This is a genomic window from Chitinophaga silvatica, from assembly GCF_003419895.1.
Taxonomy (GTDB): Bacteria; Bacteroidota; Bacteroidia; order Chitinophagales; family Chitinophagaceae; genus Chitinophaga; species Chitinophaga silvatica.
The window spans coordinates 1-21854 of sequence record NZ_QPMM01000016.1 but is presented as its reverse complement, the minus strand read 5'-3'; the positions used below and the strand labels follow the sequence as shown (position 1 = coordinate 21854).

18 protein-coding genes are annotated in these 21854 nt (G+C 39.4%); 9 read left to right on the top strand and 9 right to left on the bottom strand.

Going from position 1 to position 21854, the window contains the following annotated elements; translation table 11 throughout:
* Both DVR12_RS25015 and DVR12_RS25010 read left to right on the top strand, forming a co-directional pair.
* Entirely contained in the window at positions 1–1068 is a 1068-nt protein-coding gene (locus DVR12_RS25015; RefSeq protein ID WP_116978551.1) for an HlyD family secretion protein, read from the top strand.
* A gap of 5 nt (positions 1069–1073) precedes the next feature.
* Positions 1074–2669 (top strand): MFS transporter, encoded by a 1596-nt coding sequence (locus DVR12_RS25010; protein WP_116978550.1) that lies wholly within the window; start codon positions 1074–1076, stop codon positions 2667–2669.
* 43 nt (positions 2670–2712) lie between these two features.
* Here DVR12_RS25010 and DVR12_RS25005 read toward each other — a convergent pair whose 3' ends face one another.
* From DVR12_RS25005 to DVR12_RS24990, 4 genes are all read right to left on the bottom strand, one after another.
* Positions 2713–3138, bottom strand: a complete 426-nt coding sequence (locus DVR12_RS25005; protein ID WP_116978549.1) for a BrxA/BrxB family bacilliredoxin — start codon at positions 3136–3138, stop codon at positions 2713–2715.
* A gap of 420 nt (positions 3139–3558) precedes the next feature.
* Positions 3559–4008: a BrxA/BrxB family bacilliredoxin gene (locus DVR12_RS25000; RefSeq protein ID WP_116978548.1), complete on the bottom strand. Its 450-nt coding sequence runs from the start codon at positions 4006–4008 to the stop codon at positions 3559–3561.
* Positions 4009–4105: 97 nt separating this feature from the next.
* A complete protein-coding gene (locus tag DVR12_RS24995) occupies positions 4106–4552 on the bottom strand; it encodes a BrxA/BrxB family bacilliredoxin (RefSeq protein WP_116978547.1) in 447 nt (148 codons plus the stop codon).
* A 91-nt stretch (positions 4553–4643) separates the two neighbouring features.
* Positions 4644–4826, bottom strand: coding sequence for a hypothetical protein (locus DVR12_RS24990; protein WP_116978546.1), 183 nt, complete (start codon positions 4824–4826; stop codon positions 4644–4646).
* Positions 4827–6074: 1248 nt separating this feature from the next.
* Between DVR12_RS24990 and DVR12_RS24985 the strand changes: the two genes are divergently transcribed.
* Both DVR12_RS24985 and DVR12_RS24980 read left to right on the top strand, forming a co-directional pair.
* Entirely contained in the window at positions 6075–7169 is a 1095-nt protein-coding gene (locus tag DVR12_RS24985) for a hypothetical protein (RefSeq protein WP_116978545.1), read from the top strand.
* Positions 7170–7248: 79 nt separating this feature from the next.
* Complete coding sequence (locus tag DVR12_RS24980; RefSeq protein WP_116978544.1) at positions 7249–8229, top strand: hypothetical protein; 981 nt, start codon at positions 7249–7251, stop codon at positions 8227–8229.
* Positions 8230–8418: 189 nt separating this feature from the next.
* Here the strand turns inward: DVR12_RS24980 and glk are convergent, their stop codons facing one another.
* Positions 8419–9468, bottom strand: a complete 1050-nt coding sequence (glk, locus tag DVR12_RS24975) for a glucokinase (RefSeq protein ID WP_116978543.1) — start codon at positions 9466–9468, stop codon at positions 8419–8421.
* Between the two features lie 156 nt (positions 9469–9624).
* On the opposite strand from glk, the gene DVR12_RS24970 reads away from it, so the two are divergent.
* Positions 9625–11406 (top strand): glycoside hydrolase family 15 protein, encoded by a 1782-nt coding sequence (locus DVR12_RS24970; protein WP_116978542.1) that lies wholly within the window; start codon positions 9625–9627, stop codon positions 11404–11406.
* A 368-nt stretch (positions 11407–11774) separates the two neighbouring features.
* Here DVR12_RS24970 and DVR12_RS24965 read toward each other — a convergent pair whose 3' ends face one another.
* The 4 genes from DVR12_RS24965 to DVR12_RS24950 all read right to left on the bottom strand — a co-directional run bounded on the left by DVR12_RS24965 (position 11775) and on the right by DVR12_RS24950 (position 17670).
* Positions 11775–13949: a bifunctional alpha,alpha-trehalose-phosphate synthase (UDP-forming)/trehalose-phosphatase gene (locus tag DVR12_RS24965; RefSeq protein WP_116978541.1), complete on the bottom strand. Its 2175-nt coding sequence runs from the start codon at positions 13947–13949 to the stop codon at positions 11775–11777.
* A 264-nt stretch (positions 13950–14213) separates the two neighbouring features.
* Entirely contained in the window at positions 14214–15119 is a 906-nt protein-coding gene (locus DVR12_RS24960) for an EamA family transporter (RefSeq protein ID WP_116978540.1), read from the bottom strand.
* The gene (locus tag DVR12_RS24955) at positions 15116–15730 is read right to left on the bottom strand and encodes a CGNR zinc finger domain-containing protein (protein WP_116978539.1); all 615 of its coding nucleotides are present in this window, start codon (positions 15728–15730) and stop codon (positions 15116–15118) included. Before DVR12_RS24955 ends, DVR12_RS24960 begins: the two co-directional genes overlap by 4 nt.
* Positions 15731–16038: 308 nt before the next feature.
* The gene (locus DVR12_RS24950) at positions 16039–17670 is read right to left on the bottom strand and encodes a hypothetical protein (RefSeq protein WP_116978538.1); all 1632 of its coding nucleotides are present in this window, start codon (positions 17668–17670) and stop codon (positions 16039–16041) included.
* Positions 17671–17780: 110 nt separating this feature from the next.
* Here DVR12_RS24950 and DVR12_RS24945 point away from each other — a divergent pair, with 110 nt between their 5' ends.
* Genes DVR12_RS24945 through DVR12_RS24930 form a run of 4 tightly spaced genes read left to right on the top strand, consistent with a single transcriptional unit; the run spans position 17781 to position 21332 of the window.
* Positions 17781–18668, top strand: a complete 888-nt coding sequence (locus DVR12_RS24945; RefSeq protein WP_116978537.1) for a decaprenyl-phosphate phosphoribosyltransferase — start codon at positions 17781–17783, stop codon at positions 18666–18668.
* The gene (locus tag DVR12_RS24940) at positions 18668–19999 is read left to right on the top strand and encodes an FAD-binding oxidoreductase (protein ID WP_116978536.1); all 1332 of its coding nucleotides are present in this window, start codon (positions 18668–18670) and stop codon (positions 19997–19999) included. Before DVR12_RS24945 ends, DVR12_RS24940 begins: the two co-directional genes overlap by 1 nt.
* Positions 20000–20016: 17 nt before the next feature.
* Positions 20017–20748, top strand: coding sequence for an SDR family oxidoreductase (locus DVR12_RS24935; RefSeq protein ID WP_116978535.1), 732 nt, complete (start codon positions 20017–20019; stop codon positions 20746–20748).
* Positions 20745–21332 (top strand): HAD family hydrolase, encoded by a 588-nt coding sequence (locus tag DVR12_RS24930; protein ID WP_158563367.1) that lies wholly within the window; start codon positions 20745–20747, stop codon positions 21330–21332. Before DVR12_RS24935 ends, DVR12_RS24930 begins: the two co-directional genes overlap by 4 nt.
* Positions 21333–21854: the final 522 nt, after the last annotated feature.

Sequence of the window (21854 nt, the reverse complement as noted above, 5' to 3'; positions counted from 1 at the left end):
ATGAACAAGACGAACACAAATACAAATACGAATAAAACAGACAGGCTTATATCCAGAATCACCACTATTATTGCAATCATAATAGTTATCTGTCTTGCTATCTGGGGGATTAAAACATTGTTGCATCACTGGAAATATGAGGAAACAAACGATGCACAGGTAGATGAATATATCAATCCGGTTGTTGCTAAAGTAACAGGATTTATTGAAGAAATTAAGTATGAAGAAAATCAGGAAGTACATAAAGGAGATACCCTGGTAATCATTGATAACAGCGAATATGCAGCTCAGCAACAGGAAGCGGAAGCATCTTTAATGAATGCCAAAGCACAGGTGGATATACTAAAAAGTAATGTAAACACGGCAGCACAATCTTCTAAAGTAAATCAATCCCAAATAGCTGCTGCAAAAGCAAAACTGGTACATCAGGAACAGGAATATGACAGATATAAAAAATTATATGACGTAGAATCGGCCACCAAGCAACAGCTCGAAAGGGTAGAAGCTGCATTGGCTGTAGCCCGCTCTGAATATAATACTGCATTAGATGCCTACCAGACCTCTCTGGCAAAGATTAATGATACCAGAATACAGAAAGAAGCTTTGGAAGCCGAAATTAAAAGGAGAGAGGCTGTAGTGGTAAAAAATGATCTGAATGTATCCTATACAATCATCACAGCTCCCTATGACGGTAAAATGGGCAGAAGAACAATTCAGCCACGGCAGCTGGTTTCGGCCGGTCAGGTTTTAGCGTATATCGTTGATTGGGAAGCCGGTAAATGGGTTGTTGCCAATTTTAAAGAAACGCAGATCCGACATATGAGTATTGGCGAAACTGCCAATATTACGATCGATGCGTTTCCAGGAAAACAATTCAGCGGGAAAATTATATCACTTTCTGGCGCTACAGGCAGTCGATTTTCCCTACTACCACCGGATAATGCAACTGGCAACTTCGTTAAAATAGCTCAGCGTATTCCTGTAAGAATCCGGTTAAACGGCAAGCCTGAGGAGTTGAAAGAACTGGCGGCAGGAATGAATGCAAATGTATCTGTATCTAAAGAATAACGGTAATGTCGAGGAACCAACATATATTTCGCCCCTGGGTACCGGAGTGGCTGATACGACTCAACATCTTTATGGTGATGTTTCCTACAGTCATGCTCTTTGCATTATCTACAGCGAACGTAAATGCAGCAACAGGCTATTATGGTGCTGAACCGCAGGATATTCAGTTTTCCATGTTGGTTTATTATGCGGCCTTGGTAGCATTTACCCCATTGGAAAAGCGTTTCTTCAGCAGAATAGCTACCAAGGAATACTTTCTGATTTGTCTGGCACTTCAGGTTATAGTGACCTATCTGACCTATAATGCGCATGACCTCTATTCCTTATTTACCGGTCGGTTTTTACAGGGAATCCTGAATTGCGGGGTGACCAGTATTTGTCTTACGCTCTTATTCAGCCGCTTACATTCTGAACATGCCAGAGAAACCGGGTATAGCATTTTTTATGGAATGATCCTTTGTTCAGGTTCCCTGACCTCCTTGGTTACGGCCCCATTGGTAGATAATTATGAATACAATGTACTTTACAAGATGATGATCTATGCATTTGTTCCCGGAGCAGTATTGCTGTTGCTGATTATGAACAGGGTACATTTGACGAGGAAGATGCCTTTATACCAGCTCGACTGGACCAGCTTCTTTTTATATGCACCGATGTTGATACTCCTGGGCTATATTCTGATTTATGGCCAGCAGTATTATTGGTTACAGAATGTAACGATACGTTGGTCCATTGTAGCCATCATATTTTTGACTGTAGTGTTTGTTGTCCGCCAATTGCACAGGAAGCGGCCATTTATTGATATGGCCGTATTTAAATCAAAAGGGTTTGTATTTGGCATCTTTCTGTTAGGGGCCTTGTATATCATTCGCGGGGCATTTAATGTAACTACTACCTATTTCTCTCAGGTATTAGGTATGGACCCTATACATACTTATGAGGTACTGATATATAATATCATAGGAATTGTCATTGGAGCAATAATAGCAGGTAGATTGGTGATCCAGCGCCGGCCATTGCAATTCATCTGGCTGGTGGGCTTTTTCCTGTTATTGGTATTTCATGTGTCGATGTACTTTTTGTTTGCCGCAGAGGCAGACCAATCAACATTTATTGCACCGTTGATTATCCAGGGGCTGGGAGCGGGGATGCTTCTGACTCCGATAGTGTTGTTTATTATTTCATCTGTTCCGGAGAGCATAAGTGCTTCAGCCTCTACGGCTGGTGTATTTGTGAGATTTGCTTTTTTTAGTTTGAGTACTGCATCAATCAATTATTTCTCTCTTTTCTTTACTAGAATTCATGCGAATAGTTTAAGTGAGAATACTTCAGCATTAAATGTACAGTTAGGAGAGAGGTTACATTTGTATCAGGCGGCTTTACAGGGAAGAGGTTTAATGAGTGATCAGGCGGCCAAAGTGGCGCCAGCCTTGTTGGATAGGGCTATTCAGAAGCAAGTATATATGAAGTATGCGATGGATTATTATGAGATGATAGCGATTTTGATTCTTATATTGATGTTTATGATTATAATGGCGCCTTATATAAATCGTACGATCATTAATGTTAGATCGAATCAGCCGGCAGCGGCAACGGTATAAAAAGAGAAATCCGGGGTAAGGCATCTTACCCCGGGAATAAACCTTAATCAACCAGGTATTCTTCAAAAACGCTTGTTAAATCATTAGCGATAGCGTTTGCATCCCTGCTTTCTATTCTATGCTTAGGAATAAAATAGATTAGTTCTTTGTCTTTGAACAATGCTATGCTAGGGGAAGAAGGGGGAATATCTGCGATATAATTTCTGAACCTTGCAGTTGCGTCTAAATCCTGTCCGGCAAATACAGTCACGATTCTATCTGGTTTCTTTATAGAGTCATCTTCCATAATTTTTCTGATTGCAGGGCGAGCCATACCAGCAGCACAACCACATACACTGTTAATTACAACTAAGGTAGTTCCTGACTGATCCATGATTTTATCTACATCCTCTGGTGTAACCATTTCTTTTACACCAACATCAATCAGCTCATCTTTAAAGGGTTTAATTAACAAAGGAGAGTAAGGCATAAACAATAATTTTAAAGGTGATAAATTAAAAATTCAGAACTCACGTTTGGGTTAACGCAGTTGAAAAGAAGAAAGTTCATTTCCTTCTGAAATAGCTGTGGTAGGGAATTCAGCAGTGATATAGAAGTAGGGAATTTCTTTTCTAAATTCTGAAGTTGGATGAGCCAGCAGGTATGCATAGAACAGGTTACCGTTCCCTGTAGTGGAAAATTTAAGAGAAGGAATCTATCCTCCTATATTTTGTAAGGAGGATAGATATTCAATTGTTGCAATCTTTATGGAATTTTACTTTATATCTGTCAGTTTTTGTAAATAACTCTTAATTGAAATTGGATTTTGCGTCTCTAACACTGTTGGCAATATCAGCAGTGAGACCTTTCAAAGTATTATGCTGAATAAAATAAACCCGGAGTAAAGAGTTTACTCTGTATCATCAGAATCATCTGAATCTATATGGAAATGTTCAAAAGCCAATTTTAAGTTTTTAGTAGTTCCCTCTAACCCCCAGGTTTCTATGCGATCCTTCGGAATAAAATGTAATAGTTCCTGGTTTCTGAATAGGGCTATACAAGGAGAAGAAGGGGGGATATCGGCGATATAAATTCTAAATCTTTTAATTGCGTCTATATCCACTCCGGCAAATACAGAAACAACTCTGTCTGGTTTCTTAATAGAGTCGTCTTCCATAATATTTCTTATTGCCGGGTGAGCTATATTAGCAGAACAACTACATACACTGTTGACTATAACCAATTTGGTTCCGTTCTGTTTCATGACTCTATCTACGGTATCTGATGAACTCAATTCTTTTATACCAAGATTAACCAAGTCATCTTTAAGGGACCTGATTAATTCAGGATTGTAACGCATAAAAATTAATTTTAAAAGGTGAAAAAATCAGCCTTCATAGGCAATTGTGTAGGAATAATGAAGAGCAGGAAATCTGCTCTTCATTATTCAGTGTTTTTTATTTTTTATCAGGATAAAGCATATCTAATATGCTATTTCCAATATCAGCGGCAACCCCATTTGGATCTTGTCTTTCAATATAAGGCTGGAGCAAATAATATGAAAGTTTTCCATTATTAAAGAATACCACACTAGGGGAAGTATGAGGAAGGCCGGGTTCCTGATCGTCAATATGTTTTCTTAATCTATTAGTACTTTCTCTATCTAAACCAGCAAATACTGAAAACATTCTATCTGGTTTTTCAAAATCGCTATCACTCATATAAAGTTTGAGTGCCGGCAACAAAATAGTATCTGTGCTTTCACAAACGCTATTAACAACAAAAAACGAAGTGCCTGGTTCTTTTAATGCCTTATCTACATCATCTGCTGTTTCTAATATTTTAATGCCAAGCTTGGTAAGCTCCGTAATACGATAATTAGTCTTAGGTTGAGATGAACTCATAAGAATACTTATTTAAAGGGTGAAGAAAACAAATTGGGAATCATAGATAAATTATGGGATACAAGGGAATGAGTAAAAGCCAGGAATAAGATTAATTGCCGGCTTCATATAAGATCTTTAGCATATCAAAAGAATAATTGCATATACATCCAACTTCCTTAACCCAAGGTGTAACTTTTACATAGAAGTCGGTGTCTACTAATGGTTCAATTGTAGCCAGGAAGTGAGTTTGAGATTGTTCCTTAAATAATTCATCAAGGGAAATCTTTAACATGCAAGGTTATTATTTGAGGTTATTAAAATGATATAGGTGGTCTGATTTTGAATTAATTAGATCAATTATGATTTGCAATTTATTAACTGTGAATCTTGTAAGTGTTAATTCAGAGTTAAAGAGAATCATTTTAATATGAAATTCTGTTAACCTGTCAACAGATTCTCAAGGCTTGGTTGGTGGGCCGTATTGAAAGTGATTTTGTTTAGAATCATTTTCATTAATGGAGAGAAGTGAACTCCAGGTAACACTAATGGATAAACTAAAGCAAAAGACACTCAAGGAATTCCAAACCAGAATATTCCGATAAATCCTTTGATAGGTTCTATGGATTTTAATATATCGTTGAAGAGAGGAGTGACACTTTCTTAATAACTTTTTATTCTCCCATAAAACTCGCTTAATTGAAGGCCCTGAGAATTCAATATTCTCAATCTGCTCAAGGCTGGTGCGTAAAAAACAAAGCTCAATACGAAAAAAAATTTGAGAAATCATAAAAAATCAACTTTTAGGCACTTAGGAGAGAGTTGTTTAGGAGTCGTAAATATAGCGTTTGTTTATTTAACATAATATAAATTATAGGAAATATTTGAAAGCACAAAACTCTGCCTAAAGCGGATTTACTTATAGACAAGTCTTTTAAGGCTAAAATTTGAGGTCGCCAAATTTTTTAGCCTATTTCTTTGAATAAATTGCTGAAAATGAAGGCGCTGAGAATTGAATATTTATGGAATGTCTTGGGGATTATGGGAATATTGAAAGCTGATGAGGTTGGAAAATGAGGTATTTTGAGGTGCTCTCCTCCCTTAGCTAAATGAGTAAATTCCTATTATACTAGAAGGGAAATTTTTCTTTGGGATACGTTGTAAGAATAGTCTTTACAATCACGTGTTGCTTACAAATATTCTAATACTTTAGATTCTGCTTTTTCTTTGACTGCCAATTCTTCCCTGACTATTAATCTGACACGTTGCCAAAATTGGTCTGGTTCAAAAGCAAATAACATTGAGAGGGCATAGCCGCCCCGACTTCGGAGGGAAAGCGCTATAAAGGCAGGGTGTGATACAACCTGTTATCTTGCAAATTTCTGCCAGGCAGGAAATTGCAAGACCGATTGTGAAACAATCAAACATCTTCCGGAGACAAGTGACGTATAAAAAAACGACCTACGCAGATTAGCTGCGTAGATGATATCATATCTTTACTCAAACAGTGTTCTGCAGAATAACTGTCAAAACTTACTTACATATGTTATTAATTAATAAAGGGCAGAAAACTCACTTACCAGACAGCTATCATTTGGCAAACAATGCCTGTGCACATATCTACGATCAATTGACCGACTTACTATCTAATAAAGAATATCATCCTTACTTTAACAAGACTGCTCTTAAAATAACTATACAAGAGGGTTCCGAAGCCGAACAACTAGAAGCTGGGAATCTAAATATACTCGACTGGTTAAAAAACCATGGTAAAAGTGACGAATTAAATACAATACTGGTAAAGCATATTACACTCTCAATTCTATCTGATTTCGTAAATTTTGTATATGAATCAATTATTAATGCGCAAAAAGGTAAACTCTCAGTTGCTTATGCCCTTTTAAGAAAACCGTTTACAGATGAATTACTACTATTAGAGCAGTTACTTATAGAGCCAGAAGAGTTCATTAATAAATTCTTCCATATTGGTGATATAAAGCTATATGGCCCATCGTCTAAAAAACATCCACCAAATGAAAAAGAAATAATAGAGAAGGCTTATAAGAAAGTGACCTCTATAGGAGCTAGCGCTGATCTAATTTACAAAATAAGATATGACAAATCATTTGCCGCGGGAATAAACGGAATTTCTAATCAAGCGTTACATATTGTAACTAATGACAGCAATTATAAGACATCTAATCAAAACCTAAATTTTGTATTCTCTGGTTCTAACGACTATGAGAGATATTGGAAGCAATACTATTACTTTGTACCCATCCTACTAATTTACGCTGCATCGATTGCAGATGAAATATTACTTCAGTTTCTACCTGAAGATAAGAGAAAGGTAAAAAAAGTAATTAGGGGAATTAAAAGATTGCTGGCAACCGACAAAGTTTTTCTAAATCACCGAAAAGAAAATATTAATAATCTACTCTCAGAGGTCTTAATATCAGAATGCGAGAAATGTGGAAATACATCAAGCCTTGATAAAAGCGATTTTGATCTATTCTTTGAAACTGAAGTATTTCTTTGTTCACATTGCTTTGCCCCTTCAGAATTTACGTTAGAATCAATTCAGGGACTTAGCCAGATTTATGATTTATTAAAGACAGGAATGATAAAGCGTAACTGATATTTTGTAATATCGAAAAGACTAATGAGGAAATAATTTTCTCCAAAGTAAAACTATTCAATCTTAATCTAAATTATCAATGGAATCCATTAACTATACGGCATTCATCGAACTTACTGATCCCGAATTTGAACAATTTGAATATGAATGGTTAAATCAGAGAGTTATAGATGTAGGAAATGATGGACAATCGTATAGGTTAACTCGAAAAGGAATTGTAATAGGCTTACTACTCATAGAACCAGTTCAAAAACTAGAAGACCTACTAGCAATTGAATCCTTTCATAGATTAGAAAGCCATGGCTTTTTAACTCATTCTTTCTTAAAAATGGTATTCGAAATTGATCCCATGAGATTAACGGAATTAGAGGCAAAATTTAGCAAAGAGAGTATTGATAATTTACTTATTGCATATATTGAACATAGCCTGATTGTATTCAATATTGCACAACCTGGCATATTTGGATATGAAGGAGGAATATTAATAAAAAACAACAAAATAATAAACGAAATCGGCAGACAACATCATTTCATGGGTTATTCTTTGTATCAATCAAATGAAATAGGCTGGCCAGAAATAAAAAAGTTAGACTACGAAAAAACTTGGAACTGGTACTGGCAAAACGAAAATATCTTAGGGATGAGTTCAACAAAGCTAGAAAGGGCTTTAACTGCATTCTCTTATCTTTTTTTTTCCGATTTGTTCACAATGCCTCATCATGTAATCTTTTGGTCGCTTATTGGTTTAGAGGCGCTGTATTGCAAGGGTAATTCAAATTTATTAGGACAGTTATCGGAAAAAAGTGAATTATTCCTAGGCAAAAGATTGGCAAATAAGTTCCATTTCAGTAAAATGTATGATTATAGATCTCGATATGTACATGGAGATCTGAACTTCCCCAATAAATTTCTTTACGAAGACTTGTCCGATGAAATCAATCTATATTATAGTAATGCAGGCACAAACACATCAATAGCAACAGCGCTATTAATTGCCACACTACAAAAAATGGTAATCGAAGATATGAGTGAACTCAACTTTGTTTATAGTCTGGAATAAACTTTAGAGTAAAGTTCAGCTAGATTGGCGGTAAGGAAGAATAATTGCAAATTCGTAAAGTCTACCGCCCTACTCAATCATTATAGAGTAAATTATAGACCAAAAAAAGAAGACTCGCGCACCGCGCAGGTCTTCAAGTCTTCCAGTAATCCCCTTGGAACTACCTAAAGCAGTAAATATTAATCCCCCCTACTCCATCAACCCCGCATAATACGCCGCGCCCCACAACGCCGCCTTATCTTCCGCTACAACATGAATCGGTACACTGTTTAAAAGTGACGCCATTCTATCACTCTGCATATAATGATGGTAAAATTCTCCGGTTTCGAGGAGCTTGGAAATCCTTGGCGGAATACCACCTCCTAAAAACAGACCTCCGGTTGCTTTTAGTTTCAGGACCAGGTTGCAGGATTCTCGGGCCAGGTAGCGTACAAATAAATCCATTGCTTTCACGCAGATTGGAATTTTGTTTTCTATGGCGCCTTTGCTTATTTCGGCTGCAGGGTCACCGGCTGCCATAGCTGTTCTGAGGGCGTACGGTTCGTCCATACCTTTAATATCTCTCAGGAATTCAAAGATATCGCGTAAACCCGGACCACTGATAACTCTTTCGGCACTTACAATTTCATATTTCTCCTGGAGGTATCTTAGTAGCAGAATATCCAGATCGGTGCGGGGGGCGAAGTCGGTATGGCCGCCTTCTGTAGAAAACGGGTGATGTAATTTGCCATCCCAGTACAAACCGGCCATTCCTAAACCGGTACCTGGAGCAATGATGGCCATATTTCCGGTAATCCCGGCTTCTCCTAAATGGAGGGTATTCAGATGAGAGGGAGATAAAGTGGCTAGTCCGTATGCGGTGGCTTCGAGGTCATTGATCAGCGCCACGCGGTTCACTCCCGTAAGTTGTTGTATATCGCTGACACGCAAGGCTCTCGAAAGATTTGTAAGTTCAACCTGCCCGGCTACAACCGGACCGGCTACTCCGATGCATATACGCTGAGGGGGAGTCTCAGGACTTTCATTAATGAAATCCTTTATTAGTTCAGCAAAATCCTCATGATCTTTCGAGGCAAATTTCTCTTCACGGATCATATCTAACTTCCCCGAAACAAGACTACAAATAGCTAAATTGGTTTTAGTACCTCCCAGGTCTCCAGCCAGGATATAAATTTTCTCATTAGAAGTAGGTAGAGCTGTAAACTGAGGTAAAATCTGCTGCTGTTTCGTTGTCTGCATGGCCGATGGTCTTTTCACTAAAATAAGGTATTACTTTGAAACTCAATTCTAATATGTTTTGTTAATAAATGGAACCGGGCGCTTTCTTGGAATAGCTTTTGTTTGCCCTTGAACAATTTGTATGTAAAACTGTAATTCAATCAAATCCGGAAAAAGATGGAAAGACATACCTATCAGACTGGCATTGTTGGAAACTGTGCTTTTATCGCGCATGTGAATAGAAATACAAATCTCGACTGGCTATGCTGGCCACGAATGGATAGCACCTTTATTTTTGGTGGATTGCTCGACAAACAAAAAGGTGGCGAATTCTCTATTCTTCCTGAAGGCAGCTATGACTCCTTCCAGTATTATCTTGAGAACACAAATGTTCTTTGTACAGAAATCACCACTTCAGAAGGAAGTTACAGGGTGACTGACTTTGCTCCCAGGTTCTATCAGTATGAACGCTTCTTCAAACCGCTGATGCTCATACGAAAAATAGAACCACTTGAAGGATCTCCAAGAATCAGGGTAAAATGCGAACCTGTATGCGATTATGGCTCCTATAAGCTGAAACCCATGCGCGGTAGCAGCCATGTTGAGTTTGCTGGTTGCGAAGAAAACATCAGGCTAACCACCAACATTGCGGTTAGCTACCTGTTTGATGAAGAGTTCTTCGTGCTGAACGATACCAGGTACCTGGTGCTAACCTATGGTCGACCTTTAGAAGCCCCACTGGTAAGTACGGCCGAAAGATTTTTAAGGGAAACAATAACCTACTGGCGTAGCTGGATCAAACAATCCTCTATCGCCAATTACTACCAACCTTATGTAATCCGTGCTGCTCTCACCCTAAAGATTCACCAATACGAAGATACCGGTGCTATTATAGCTGCCAGCACCACCAGTTTACCAGAATTTCCAAATAGCGGAAGGAACTGGGATTACCGATACTGCTGGATGCGCGATACCTATTATGTTATTACGGCACTTAATCACATCGGCCATTTTGAGGAAATGGAAAGATATTTCGGATATATCACAGATATATCTTTCTCTGGTGATGCACGATATCAGCCACTATACGGGATTACAGGGCAAAAAACACTTACAGAAAGCATTCTTCCCGAACTGGAGGGATACCTGGGAAATAAACCCGTGAGAATAGGCAACCAGGCTTACGAACATATTCAGAATGATATATATGGACAGGTACTCATTTCCATGCTCCCTCTATATACAGATCACCGGTTTATCTTTTCAGAAAGGAAAGATTCTGCAAGATGGATAGAACTCTTGCTGAATAAAATAGAGAGAACCATCGATGAAAAAGACGCCGGAATCTGGGAATTCAGGAACATGGCTAACATCCACTGCTATACGAATTTATTTCAGTGGGCCGGATGTTGTGCCGCCGAGAAAATGGCTAAAACTATAGGCAATGAAGCGCTGATTAAAAAAGCTATTCAGCTGAAAAATAGAGCTGCCGCACATATCGAAAGCTGCTACGACCCGGTGAGAAAAGTATATACCAATGCCGCTGGTAGTAGTGATCTGGACGCCAGTACTCTCCAGCTAATCATGATGAATTATCTCGATCCTAATAGTCAAAAAGCTAAAGATCATCTTACTGCCCTGGAAAAAGAATTAAAAACAGAAGAAGGATTATTCTACCGCTACAGACATTCCGATGATTTCGGGAAGCCTCAGACCACTTTCCTGGTTTGTGCTTTTTGGTATGTAGAGGCCCTTGCTTGTGTTGGAAGATTAGACGATGCGCAACGTGAGTTTTCGAAGTTACTACAGTACTCTAATCATTTGCTGTTATTTAGTGAGGATGTAGAGTCGGAAAATGGTAGTCAGTGGGGGAATTTTCCACAGGCGTATAGCCATGTAGGTTTAATGAATGCAGCTTATAGAATTGCTATGAAGCTGGATGTACCGATATTTTTGTAGAAAAATGTTTAGGTTGATGATCTGCAGTTGTCGGAGTTAGGTTGATATGTTAAGGGGAAATAGGTCCTGATTTCATTGACTTCTATTTGTAGGATTAGTTTCCTTTACCGTTGGCTGGGCAGGGGTAAACCCTGCCCCTACAGAGTTTCAGCGAATTACAGTTTCTATATTGTAGTATTATTACTTTACAGAATTGAAATTAATAGCTTGACATTTAACATGAGATTTAACTACCAGATAGAAATATGGTGTCAATGAACCACCTGTAGGGGCAGGGTTTACCCCTGCCCAGCCTACGGTAAAGGAAATTTATCAATCACTTAAAGGCAATAAAATCAAGACCTATTCCTTTTAAATTATCTGCCATTTTACTTCGGAAGTGTTCTTAAAAAATGTCTCACTTCATGATAACTCCTTAAATAATACTGTGCAGCTGAAACCTGACTACCTACTTTAATTGTAATCGCTTCAGGCGGTAATGCTTTGAAGATATCTTCATCGGTAACGTCATCTCCCATAGCCATGATAAAATCGTAAGGCTGATGATTTAACCAGCTCAGGGCAGCTTTACCTTTATTGATTTCGATATTCTTCACCTCAATCACCTTATCCCCTGGTAAAATCTGAAGTCCTTTTTCACTGGTGTAATAGCGCAGTGTATTCATCAACTCATTGGCTCTCAGCTCACCTAATCCGGATTCTACTTTCCGGTAGTGCCATACCAATGAATAGCTTTTCTCTTCAATAAAGGAACCAGGAGTACGGTCTGTTGTCTGTTCCAGAATTGGGAGAATTTCCTTTTTCCAGGAATCACTTAAACCGGGAAGCTGGTACCACTCTCCTTCCTTAGTTTTCTGCCAGGCCCCGTGCTCGGCAATCATATCGAGTTTCAGGTGGTTGAACCACTCTCCCAGCGTTTTATGATTTCGGCCACTTATGATTACAACATCGTTACCCGGAGTTCCAGACAATTCCCTCAGGAGCTGATACAAATCAGGATCTGGCGCCGCTAAATCGATATTCGATTGGAAACCAACCAATGTGCCATCGTAATCTAAAAATATGATCCGCTTCTTTGCTGCCTGGTATTGGTGCCTGATCATGGTAGCAGTTTCCTGGTTGACCCTACGGGCCAGCATATTTTGCTGCATCTCATTCACTTCCTTCAATCGGGTCATAAACAGTTTCACCCAGTGGTGCACATTAAATTTGGCAACAACTGTGCGCATCGCTTTCATTCTTCTTTGCTGTTCATGCATTGGCATGTTCAGGGCTTCCACAATAGCATTGGTAATAGCACCAATGTTATTTGGATTTACAATGATGGCATCAATTAATTCTTTAGATGCCCCGGCCATTTCGCTCAGAATCAGCACTCCATCATTAGTATTCCGACTGGCTACATACTCCTTGCTCACCAGGTTCATACCGTCTCGCATTGGGGTAACCAGGCATATATCTGCAAAGTTGTAAAGTGCCGATAATGTTTCTATCGGAAAAGAACGATAGAAGTACTGGATCGGATGCCAGGTTAATGTTCTGAATCTTGCATTGATATTCCCCACCGCTTTATCAATTTCATCACGGAGATCCTTATACTGTGCTACCGTATCTCTGGATGGCACCACTATCATATATAAGACTACCTTACCCAAATATTCGGGGTGTGATTGCAACAATAATTCAAAGGCTTGTAAACGCTGGATTATTCCTTTGCTATAGTCGAGCCGATCAATGGAAAGGACGAGTCTTTCATGCTGAAAGTTTTCTTTAAGTCGATCTATCTGTAACTTAACTTCCGGATCGTTGCCCAGTTTTGAATATCTCTCGAAATCAATTCCCATCGGGAATGTTTCTACGACGATTGCTCTATCGTTATAAGACACTACGTTGGCAGAAGTCTGGGCGGGTAATATTCTGCTCACGGCATTGAGGAAATGCCTGGTGTCATCGAAGGTATGGAAACCCATCAGATCTGCACCTAACATTCCTTCGAGTAATTCAGCTCTCCAGGGAATCAATCGGAAAAGTTCGTAAGACGGAAATGGAATATGCTGAAAGAAGCCTATTGAAACTTCCGGCATTTCAGCTCTGATCATACCGGGAAGCAGTAATAATTGATAATCCTGAATCCAGATAATATCGTCTGGGTCCGCGATTTTTAAAATAGCATCCCTAAATTTCTTATTTACCTGGTAATAAGCATCCCAATACGACTGATCGTAGCGGGCGTACACGGCCATATAGTGGAATACCGGCCACAATACTTCATTGGAAAACCCTTCATAATAGTTATTAATTTCCTCTTGTGACAAAAATACCGGCAGCAAATTCATCTTCCTCAGCGCCTTAGTGACCTTTTCCTGCTCCTTGGAATCTGCAATTTCCTGGCCTGGCCAACCTATCCAGATGTTATTTCCTTCGCGGTAAATAGCACCCAAACCCGTAGCCAGCCCACCTTCACTCGGAAGTAAACTGTAGTCTCCGTCAGATTCAGAAAGTTTTACTGGCAGCCTGTTCGATACAATAATGGTCTTTCGCATAGTCAGTTTATCTAATCTATTATCTAATTACTTTCAATTGGATCAGCACATACAAAAACAAAAAATGCACCCAAAAGAGCGGAACCTACATATAGAAAATAAAATGCAGCTAATGGCGATGGTTCATCACAGGGTTGATCCCAGAGCGGGATTAAAGGCTGAGCCGTACAAGCGTGATTCTTGCAATATAATCATTTTCAAGGGGAAAAGAAAGATAAAAATTTATATTATGATAATAAATATCCTTAAAGCACTCTTAGTAAGTCAACTATGTTTTCTTCCTAAGGTCATTAATACTACTCCTCCAATTACAATTCCAGCAGCCAGCCCTACCATCGGAGTCAGGGCCTCATTTCCTATAAGCCAGCCTAGAAACAGCGCAACTACCGGGTTAACATAGGCATAAGTTGCTGTTACCCTCGGCGGGGCATTCTTGGATAACCAGCTGTAAGAACTAAAACCAATTAAGGAGCCTATAAATACCAGATAAAAATAAGCCGCAATACCCTCTGATGTGATATGAGGTACTGTATTAATCGCACCTGGCTCAAATATAAAACTACATAGCAGTGCAAATACTCCCCCAGCCAACATTTGGATTCCGGTACTGGTCAACTGTGTAGGCATAGGTAAACGCCTTACAAACAAAGTTCCCAATGCCCAGCTTATATTCCCGGCCACTACAACAATCACCGGCCAGAGTGGATAGCTTCTGTCTTCATGGTTCGTAAACGGATTGAAAAGCAGAAACAACCCAATAAACCCAACGGCTATCCCTAATAGTGTAAGTGTAGAAGGCCGTTGTTTACTGAAGAAAGCCCAGTCGAACCCTAAAATCCAGGCAGGCATCGCTGCTACCAGCAGGGCCACCAGGCCGGATGGCATATGATGTACACCTAAGGCTGTAACGGTATTGCCTATACCAATCAGTGAAATACCAATCAGACAGGCCGAAATTAATTGTTGCCGGGTTGGCCAAACCTTTTCTTTTAAATGCCCAATGGTAAGCATAATACTCCCTGCCAATAAAAACCTTAAGGCAGATAGCATAAAGGGTGGAACTACCTTGGTTGCGATCTTCATCCCTAAGTAAGTGGAACCCCATATAATATATACTGCCACCAGGCAAGCCAGTAATTTAGACGAATAATTGTTCTTCTGATTTGTCATTTTTTCTTTCTTTTAGTTCTCTGATAATTACTGGTCACTTTATTTACATCCCCACAAGTTGCCATACTACACCATTTACGCGATTGATTTTTACTCTTATCAATGAACAGCCATCCACAGGCCGGACATTCCTTCAACTGTTTCAACTGATCTGAGGTCAGCAACTCAACCGCCGATTTGGTTGGCCACCAATATAGTTGTTCCAGGGCTGGTGTATTAAATTGGAGTTTCCCCCCATCAGGCAATATACTCAGCTCCAAATTGGAATAGGCTTCTGAAAGAAAGGAATTGAATTGCGAGCCAATAATTGCGGCTGGCATCTTTGCATGCAAAACTGTCTGAAATAATTGATGCAACAATTCCCGGAGTTGCAAAGACTTCTCTAGAACAACCACCGCTTTTTGAGGGTAATCTTTTCCTAACCTTTCTAAAGTATGCAACATTTTCTGCGGAAGTAACTTCGTATGTCCGTACCAGGCAATCAACGATTTGAAATTATCGAGGTAATCGTACCCGTTAGGACGCTTCCGATTATAAACCGTATTTACAAAATCGAGGCAAAACAAACCGCCATCTAATCGCAGCGATTCTATTGGTTTGGAGGGTAACATGAAGCTGATTTTTTGCTACAGATGCAAAGATAATTATTATCATTAACCATCAAAATACATTTTACTGGTTAATAAAAACAGAGGCAAAATGAGGGAAATTCCATATTTAAAGCATTGCTTTCAATACATCAATTCTAAAAATTAAAAATCAATTATTTATCAAAATAAAAAAGCTCCCTATCCAGGAGCTTTTTTGTATAATACTGATATAATTTTCTCTGTAACTTCTTATAATATCCACCCAAAAAAGGAATCAAAAGTTTTACTCTGTTCAAACCTTCCCTTTTTGCGGGAAAAAGATACATAATTTATTTTACATATACTTCAATTACTGCATTCGTGGGTCTTCTTGGAGCCAAAAAGCTATCTACCTGGTGGTAATGTTCTTTAAGATCCTGACGCAAAGCCCATGGAAAAAAGTTGTTTAATCCAGGTGCATGTTCATACAAAATCAGATCATATTGTTTATTCGCTACCTTCTCTTTAAATGCCGCCAACTGACGGTTAAACATCCCTACTCCTAAATGATACCATAACGGGAAATCAGGCCCGGTCTCCGGCCGATAAGGCAACACAACCGCTAGCGGTGTCAGCTCCGTCATATTCAGTACTTTAAGATCACCTTTATTTTCTTTCACAACCGGCAATTGCAGCAAACGGTTCATTCCCTCAACCGTGGAAACAGGCATATAAATCTTACGAAATGGGGCCAGATCCGAAAACACCCAGCTAGATACCGGAATATCCGTTGTATCCGTATTCACCATGAAATTCCTCCTGTTTACCACATTCTCATGCTCAACTCCCGGTGTGCTTACAAATTCCTGAGCAGGGAAGAGCCGGTCTGTAAATCTGCCTACATACTTCCACCAGGTGCCAGACCACCAGAATAAAATCAGTACGGTAGCCCCTAATATTGACTTGGTTCTATCCAGATTCAACTGTAATAAATCACTTAAATAACTGGCAATGAATGCAAAAGCAAAGCTGTGGAAGAAAATATTATTATCTGGCGGGGTATAGCTGGTAATCTGAAATATCGCTGCTTCTCCTAAAATTCCCAGCGTAAGCAAAGCAAAAATCACATCTCTGCGTTGTTGAAACCAACTGCCCCAGTTCTTAATGCCGGCAGCCAGACATAGTCCGACCAACACCACATATCCTTTAATCCAATTGGAGTTCCCCAAAATCTCATCTGTAAAATCGTTAACTGCCAGGCGGGAGCTATGAGGAGGTTGACCATGGTTAAACCAGTAGCTAAACCCAGGTAACAGCGGTACAATAAATAAGAGGGCAATCACTACATACATTCCTATAAATACCAGCAGATCGCTCCATCGGCGGGTAGCCAAACAGTTATACGCCAGTAGGCCCAGGCTGAGCATTAAGGCCATTCCGCCTCCATCCTGCTTGGTGAAAAGCGAAAGGAAGGTAAAAAAGGCAGCCAGACCGAACCAGATATAGTTACGCTTACGATTATCCGAAAACAAAGCTTTCAATAAAAAGCTAAGCCCAATTAATTCATAAACAATAACTGTATGATTATACCATGGCCAGAAATTAAAAAAGGAATAAGACAACACAAAAACCAATACAGATAAAAATCTTACCCCCGGTTTTACCTGTAAACTTTTCAAGATAGACCTAAACGCCAATCCTGAGATGATATTAATGAATACCTGGGCTTTTACCAGGGTAATCATCTGGGTACCAAATATTTTAAAGAAAATGGCTGGTATAATCCAGTAACCGTAACCCAAAGGCAGGCCAAAATCTTTATACGGTATCTCGCCAATCGATAAACGATAAGCCCCCTCCCAGGACAGGAAAATGTTCACCCTGTAAGGGAATGTAACGAATAATGGTACTAATGCTAGTGCAACGATAATAATGATTTCTGCAATAGAAATCCGTTGCTGTTTTAGGGACAGTGCCGGCATATCTGATTGGGATTCTCTATGAATTATATGTTACTGTACGATAATCAGCGACAAAAATAATCGAATAAATTGTATCTTGACGCCCGGTCGGACCAACTTTTTCATTCCCCATGAAATTAATTAAACTGCTTAGGCCTAAACATTGGATTAAGAATGCATTTCTTTTCATCCCGCTATTTTTTGCGGGTCAACTCTTTAATCTCAATGAAGTTATACTGGTTTTAGAAGGAATTGCCGCCTTTAGCTTAATTGCCAGCAGTATATATATACTGAATGATTATAGAGATATTGAGGCAGACAGACAACATCCGGTTAAGTGCAAACGCCCCCTGGCGGCCGGAGAAATTTCCAAAGGTGCAGCACTTGCACTCTTTGTTTTATGCGTAGTGGGTGGTTTCGGAATCGGATTAATGATTAAAGATAAATTCGTTTTCGTACTCGCCATTTACTTCGTACTCAACTTACTATATTGTTTTGGGTTGAAAAATATTTCAATCCTCGACATCATTATCCTGTCGATAGGCTTCGTACTTAGAGTAAAGGCCGGAGGAGTAGCAAGTGGAGTGGCCATGTCTGAATGGCTCACCATTATGATTTTTCTGTTATCCCTGTTTCTGGCTATCGCCAAACGCAGAGACGATATCCTGATCCGTATGGATTCCGGTAAAGAAATGCGCAAAGCCAGCAAAGGATATAACATGGATTTCCTGAATGTAATGTTATCCCTCGTTTCGGCAGTAATCATCGTTGCGTACCTGATGTATACAATTGCCCCCGAAACACAAACCAGATTCAATACCTACAGGCTTTATTATACGACCTTGTTCGTTATTGGCGGATTATTGCGATATTTGCAAATAACCTACGTGGAAAACAATACCGGTTCACCCACTAAAATCCTATATAAAGACCGTTTTATTCAATTAACCATCTTCCTGTGGATCCTGAGTTTTTATGTAATTATCTATTTACCAACAGATAAAAGCTTTTTTGAATAATGCAAAAACGGTTATCAAATTGGGGAAATTACCCAGTTATTACCAGCGAGGAAAATGCGTTTACCCAGGAAGAGCAGCTACGTCAATACGTTGTTGCCAATTCCAGTATCATTGCCAGAGGCAATGGAAGATGCTATGGAGATGCTTCCCTGGGGAAGAATAATATCTCCATGTTGAAATATGACAAAGTATTAGCTTTCGATATTCAAAATGGAATCCTGGATGTACAGGCTGGCGTTACTTTAGATCAGTTGTTAGAAATCATTGTTCCTAAAGGCTGGTTCCTACCCGTTACTCCAGGTACCAAATATATTACGGTAGGTGGCGCGGTTGCATCTGATGTTCATGGAAAAAATCACCATGTGGATGGAACTTTCTCCAATCACGTGATCGACATGGATGTTTTGATTGCTGATGGTACCACGGTTTGTTGCAGCCCTACTCAACATACCAACTTATTCCAGGCTACCGCAGGGGGTATGGGCCTTACCGGCATCATTACCCGCGTAAAATTTACGCTGAAGAAAATCAGTACAGCCTACATCCGTCAGACTCAATACAAGGCTGCCAACCTCGATGAAGTGCTGCAACTCTTCGATACCTATAAGCACTATACTTATAGCATGGCCTGGATCGATTGCCTGCAAACCGGCAATTCCTTCGGCCGTAGTATCCTTATTGTGGGTGAACATGCTCAGCCCGAAGAGCTGACCGCCCAACAACAAAAAGCTCCGCTTACGATTCCGGCTAAACGAAAACTGGTTGTTCCTTTTAATCTTCCGTCATTTGTTCTAAACAAACTGACTGTCAAGGCTTTCAATGCTCTTTACTACGGGAAGAACTATAAAAAGGAAATGCATAAGGTTATCCCTTACGAGCCATTCTTCTATCCTTTAGATGCTATCCTGCACTGGAACAGAGGATACGGAAAAGCTGGCTTTGTTCAATATCAGTTTGTACTGTCGCTCGATCAGAAAGAAGGATTGGTAGCTATCATGAAACGTATCAGTGAAAAAGGCTGGGGCTCATTTCTGACTGTACTTAAAGTATTTGGGAAACAGGATAGCCTGATCTCCTTCCCTATGGAAGGTTATACCCTGGCGATGGACTTCCCGGTTCGCAAAGGCTTGTTCGAGTTTCTGGATGAACTGGATGAAATTGTACTGCAGTATGGCGGCCGGCTTTATTTATCCAAGGATGCCAGAATGCAACAACAGATCTTCTGGAAAAGCTATCCAAATGCCCAGGCATTTGCTGATATTGTTAAACAATATAATCCTGATGCACGTTTCGAATCGCTGCAATCAGAACGTTTATTACTGACTAAATAATTACTCGTTTCCCCGATATGCCTTCAGTTCTATTATTAGGAGCAGGTTCGGATATGGCTGTAGCACTAGCCAGAAAGTTCGCATCCGAAAAGTTTGATATTCAATTAGCTGGCCGCAATACCTCAGCTCTGGAACCAATGAAACTGGATTTACAGGTACGTTATGGTATTAAAGCATCGGTACACGCATTTGATGCACAGGATTACAATAGCCATGCTTCTTTCTTTTCCCAACTCCCTGAAGTTCCGGCAGTAACTATCTGTGTATTCGGATACCTCGGCGATCAGGAAAAAGCCCAGCAAAATTGGTTGGAAGCTTCCCGGATTATTGAAACTAACTATACTGGCGCTGTTTCTATTCTAAACATCATTTCTCAGCAGTATGCACAATCAGGCAATGGCACTATTATAGGAATCAGTTCGGTAGCCGGTGAAAGAGGTCGACAAAGTAATTATTTATATGGAAGTGCTAAAGCTGGTTTTACAGCTTACCTGAGTGGATTAAGAAACAGGCTGTTTAAATACAATGTGCATGTGCTAAGCGTGTTACCTGGTTTTGTAGATACACAAATGACGCAACACCTGACCCTGCCTCCACTGCTTACAGCCCAACCGGAAGCTGTAGCCAATTCAATATATAAAGCCTTTAAAAGCAAAAAAAATGTGCTGTATGTTAAGTGGCATTGGAAATATATTATGCTCATTATCAAATTAATCCCTGAAGCAATTTTTAAAAAACTTTCATTGTGACCATTGCTTTTTTTGATTTTGATGGAACCATTACCCGCAAGGATACCCTGTGGGAAATCATAAGATTTCATAGAGGAAGTGCTGCTTTATATGCCGGAATCATACAATTACTTCCTGCTTTAGTCAGGTTTAAATTGAAAATGATCTCTGCCCAACAAGTGAAGGAACAGGTACTTGGTTATTATTTTGGTGGAATTCATACCTCAGCGTTTAAACGTAGCTGTGAAGAGTTTTGCAGAACAAAGCTCCATGAAGTAATCAGGCCCAAAGCCCTGGCTGCTATAAAAGATCACCAGCAAAAAGGGCATCATGTTGTGGTGGTAACAGCCTCCGGGCAAGACTGGGTAGCGCCCTGGTGCCGGGTACTGAATATAGTATGTATTGGTTCCCAGCTGGAAGCGGTAGACCAACATATTACAGGTAATCTGCTTGGCAAGAATTGTAACGGTGAGGAAAAGGTCGATAGAATCAGGAAGGCATACCGCCTCGAAAACTTTAAGGAAATATATGCCTACGGCGATACCAAAGGCGATTTACCAATGCTGGAATTAGCGCAGCATCGTTTTTTCAAGCCATTTAGGTAGTTGTTGCTCGCAGAGCTGCAAAGATTAATATTAAGTGGCAACGATTTTTTTTAAGAGTTCTAAGGATATTTTTTATGAGTTTTAAGGATCAAAGCGGTTTATCTTAAGAATTTCCCGCTACTTTAAATTATTACAGAAATCAATTATTATCCTAAACAACATAGATTAATCCTTATTATTCCTTATTAATCTTAATAAAAACCTTTGACTCTTAATATTAATCTTTGCGCCTTTGCGAGAAACAAAAACTCGCAGAGCTGCAAAGATTAATATTAAGTGGTAACGATTTTTTTTAAGAGTTCTAAGGATATTTTTTATGAGTTTTAAGGATCAAAGCGGTTTATCTTAAGAATTTCCCGCTACTTTAAATTATTACAGAAATCAATTATTATCCTAAACAACATAGATTAATCCTTATTATTCCTTATTAATCTTAATAAAAACCTTTGACTCTTAATATTAATCTTTGCGCCTTTGCGAGAAACAAAAACTCGCAGAGCTGCAAAGATTAATATTAAGTGG

Excerpts from the sequence above, each read along its gene's own strand:
- DVR12_RS25015 (WP_116978551.1), top strand. The coding sequence starts at position 1 with ATGAACAAGACGAACACAAATACAAATACGAATAAAACAGACAGGCTT.
- DVR12_RS25010 (WP_116978550.1), top strand. The coding sequence starts at position 1,074 with ATGTCGAGGAACCAACATATATTTCGCCCCTGGGTACCGGAGTGGCTG.
- DVR12_RS25005 (WP_116978549.1), bottom strand. The coding sequence starts at position 3,138 with ATGCCTTACTCTCCTTTGTTAATTAAACCCTTTAAAGATGAGCTGATT.
- DVR12_RS25000 (WP_116978548.1), bottom strand. The coding sequence starts at position 4,008 with ATGCGTTACAATCCTGAATTAATCAGGTCCCTTAAAGATGACTTGGTT.
- DVR12_RS24995 (WP_116978547.1), bottom strand. The coding sequence starts at position 4,552 with ATGAGTTCATCTCAACCTAAGACTAATTATCGTATTACGGAGCTTACC.
- DVR12_RS24990 (WP_116978546.1), bottom strand. The coding sequence starts at position 4,826 with ATGTTAAAGATTTCCCTTGATGAATTATTTAAGGAACAATCTCAAACT.
- DVR12_RS24985 (WP_116978545.1), top strand. The coding sequence starts at position 6,075 with ATGTTATTAATTAATAAAGGGCAGAAAACTCACTTACCAGACAGCTAT.
- DVR12_RS24980 (WP_116978544.1), top strand. The coding sequence starts at position 7,249 with ATGGAATCCATTAACTATACGGCATTCATCGAACTTACTGATCCCGAA.
- glk (WP_116978543.1), bottom strand. The coding sequence starts at position 9,468 with ATGCAGACAACGAAACAGCAGCAGATTTTACCTCAGTTTACAGCTCTA.
- DVR12_RS24970 (WP_116978542.1), top strand. The coding sequence starts at position 9,625 with ATGGAAAGACATACCTATCAGACTGGCATTGTTGGAAACTGTGCTTTT.
- DVR12_RS24965 (WP_116978541.1), bottom strand. The coding sequence starts at position 13,949 with ATGCGAAAGACCATTATTGTATCGAACAGGCTGCCAGTAAAACTTTCT.
- DVR12_RS24960 (WP_116978540.1), bottom strand. The coding sequence starts at position 15,119 with ATGACAAATCAGAAGAACAATTATTCGTCTAAATTACTGGCTTGCCTG.
- DVR12_RS24955 (WP_116978539.1), bottom strand. The coding sequence starts at position 15,730 with ATGTTACCCTCCAAACCAATAGAATCGCTGCGATTAGATGGCGGTTTG.
- DVR12_RS24950 (WP_116978538.1), bottom strand. The coding sequence starts at position 17,670 with ATGCCGGCACTGTCCCTAAAACAGCAACGGATTTCTATTGCAGAAATC.
- DVR12_RS24945 (WP_116978537.1), top strand. The coding sequence starts at position 17,781 with ATGAAATTAATTAAACTGCTTAGGCCTAAACATTGGATTAAGAATGCA.
- DVR12_RS24940 (WP_116978536.1), top strand. The coding sequence starts at position 18,668 with ATGCAAAAACGGTTATCAAATTGGGGAAATTACCCAGTTATTACCAGC.
- DVR12_RS24935 (WP_116978535.1), top strand. The coding sequence starts at position 20,017 with ATGCCTTCAGTTCTATTATTAGGAGCAGGTTCGGATATGGCTGTAGCA.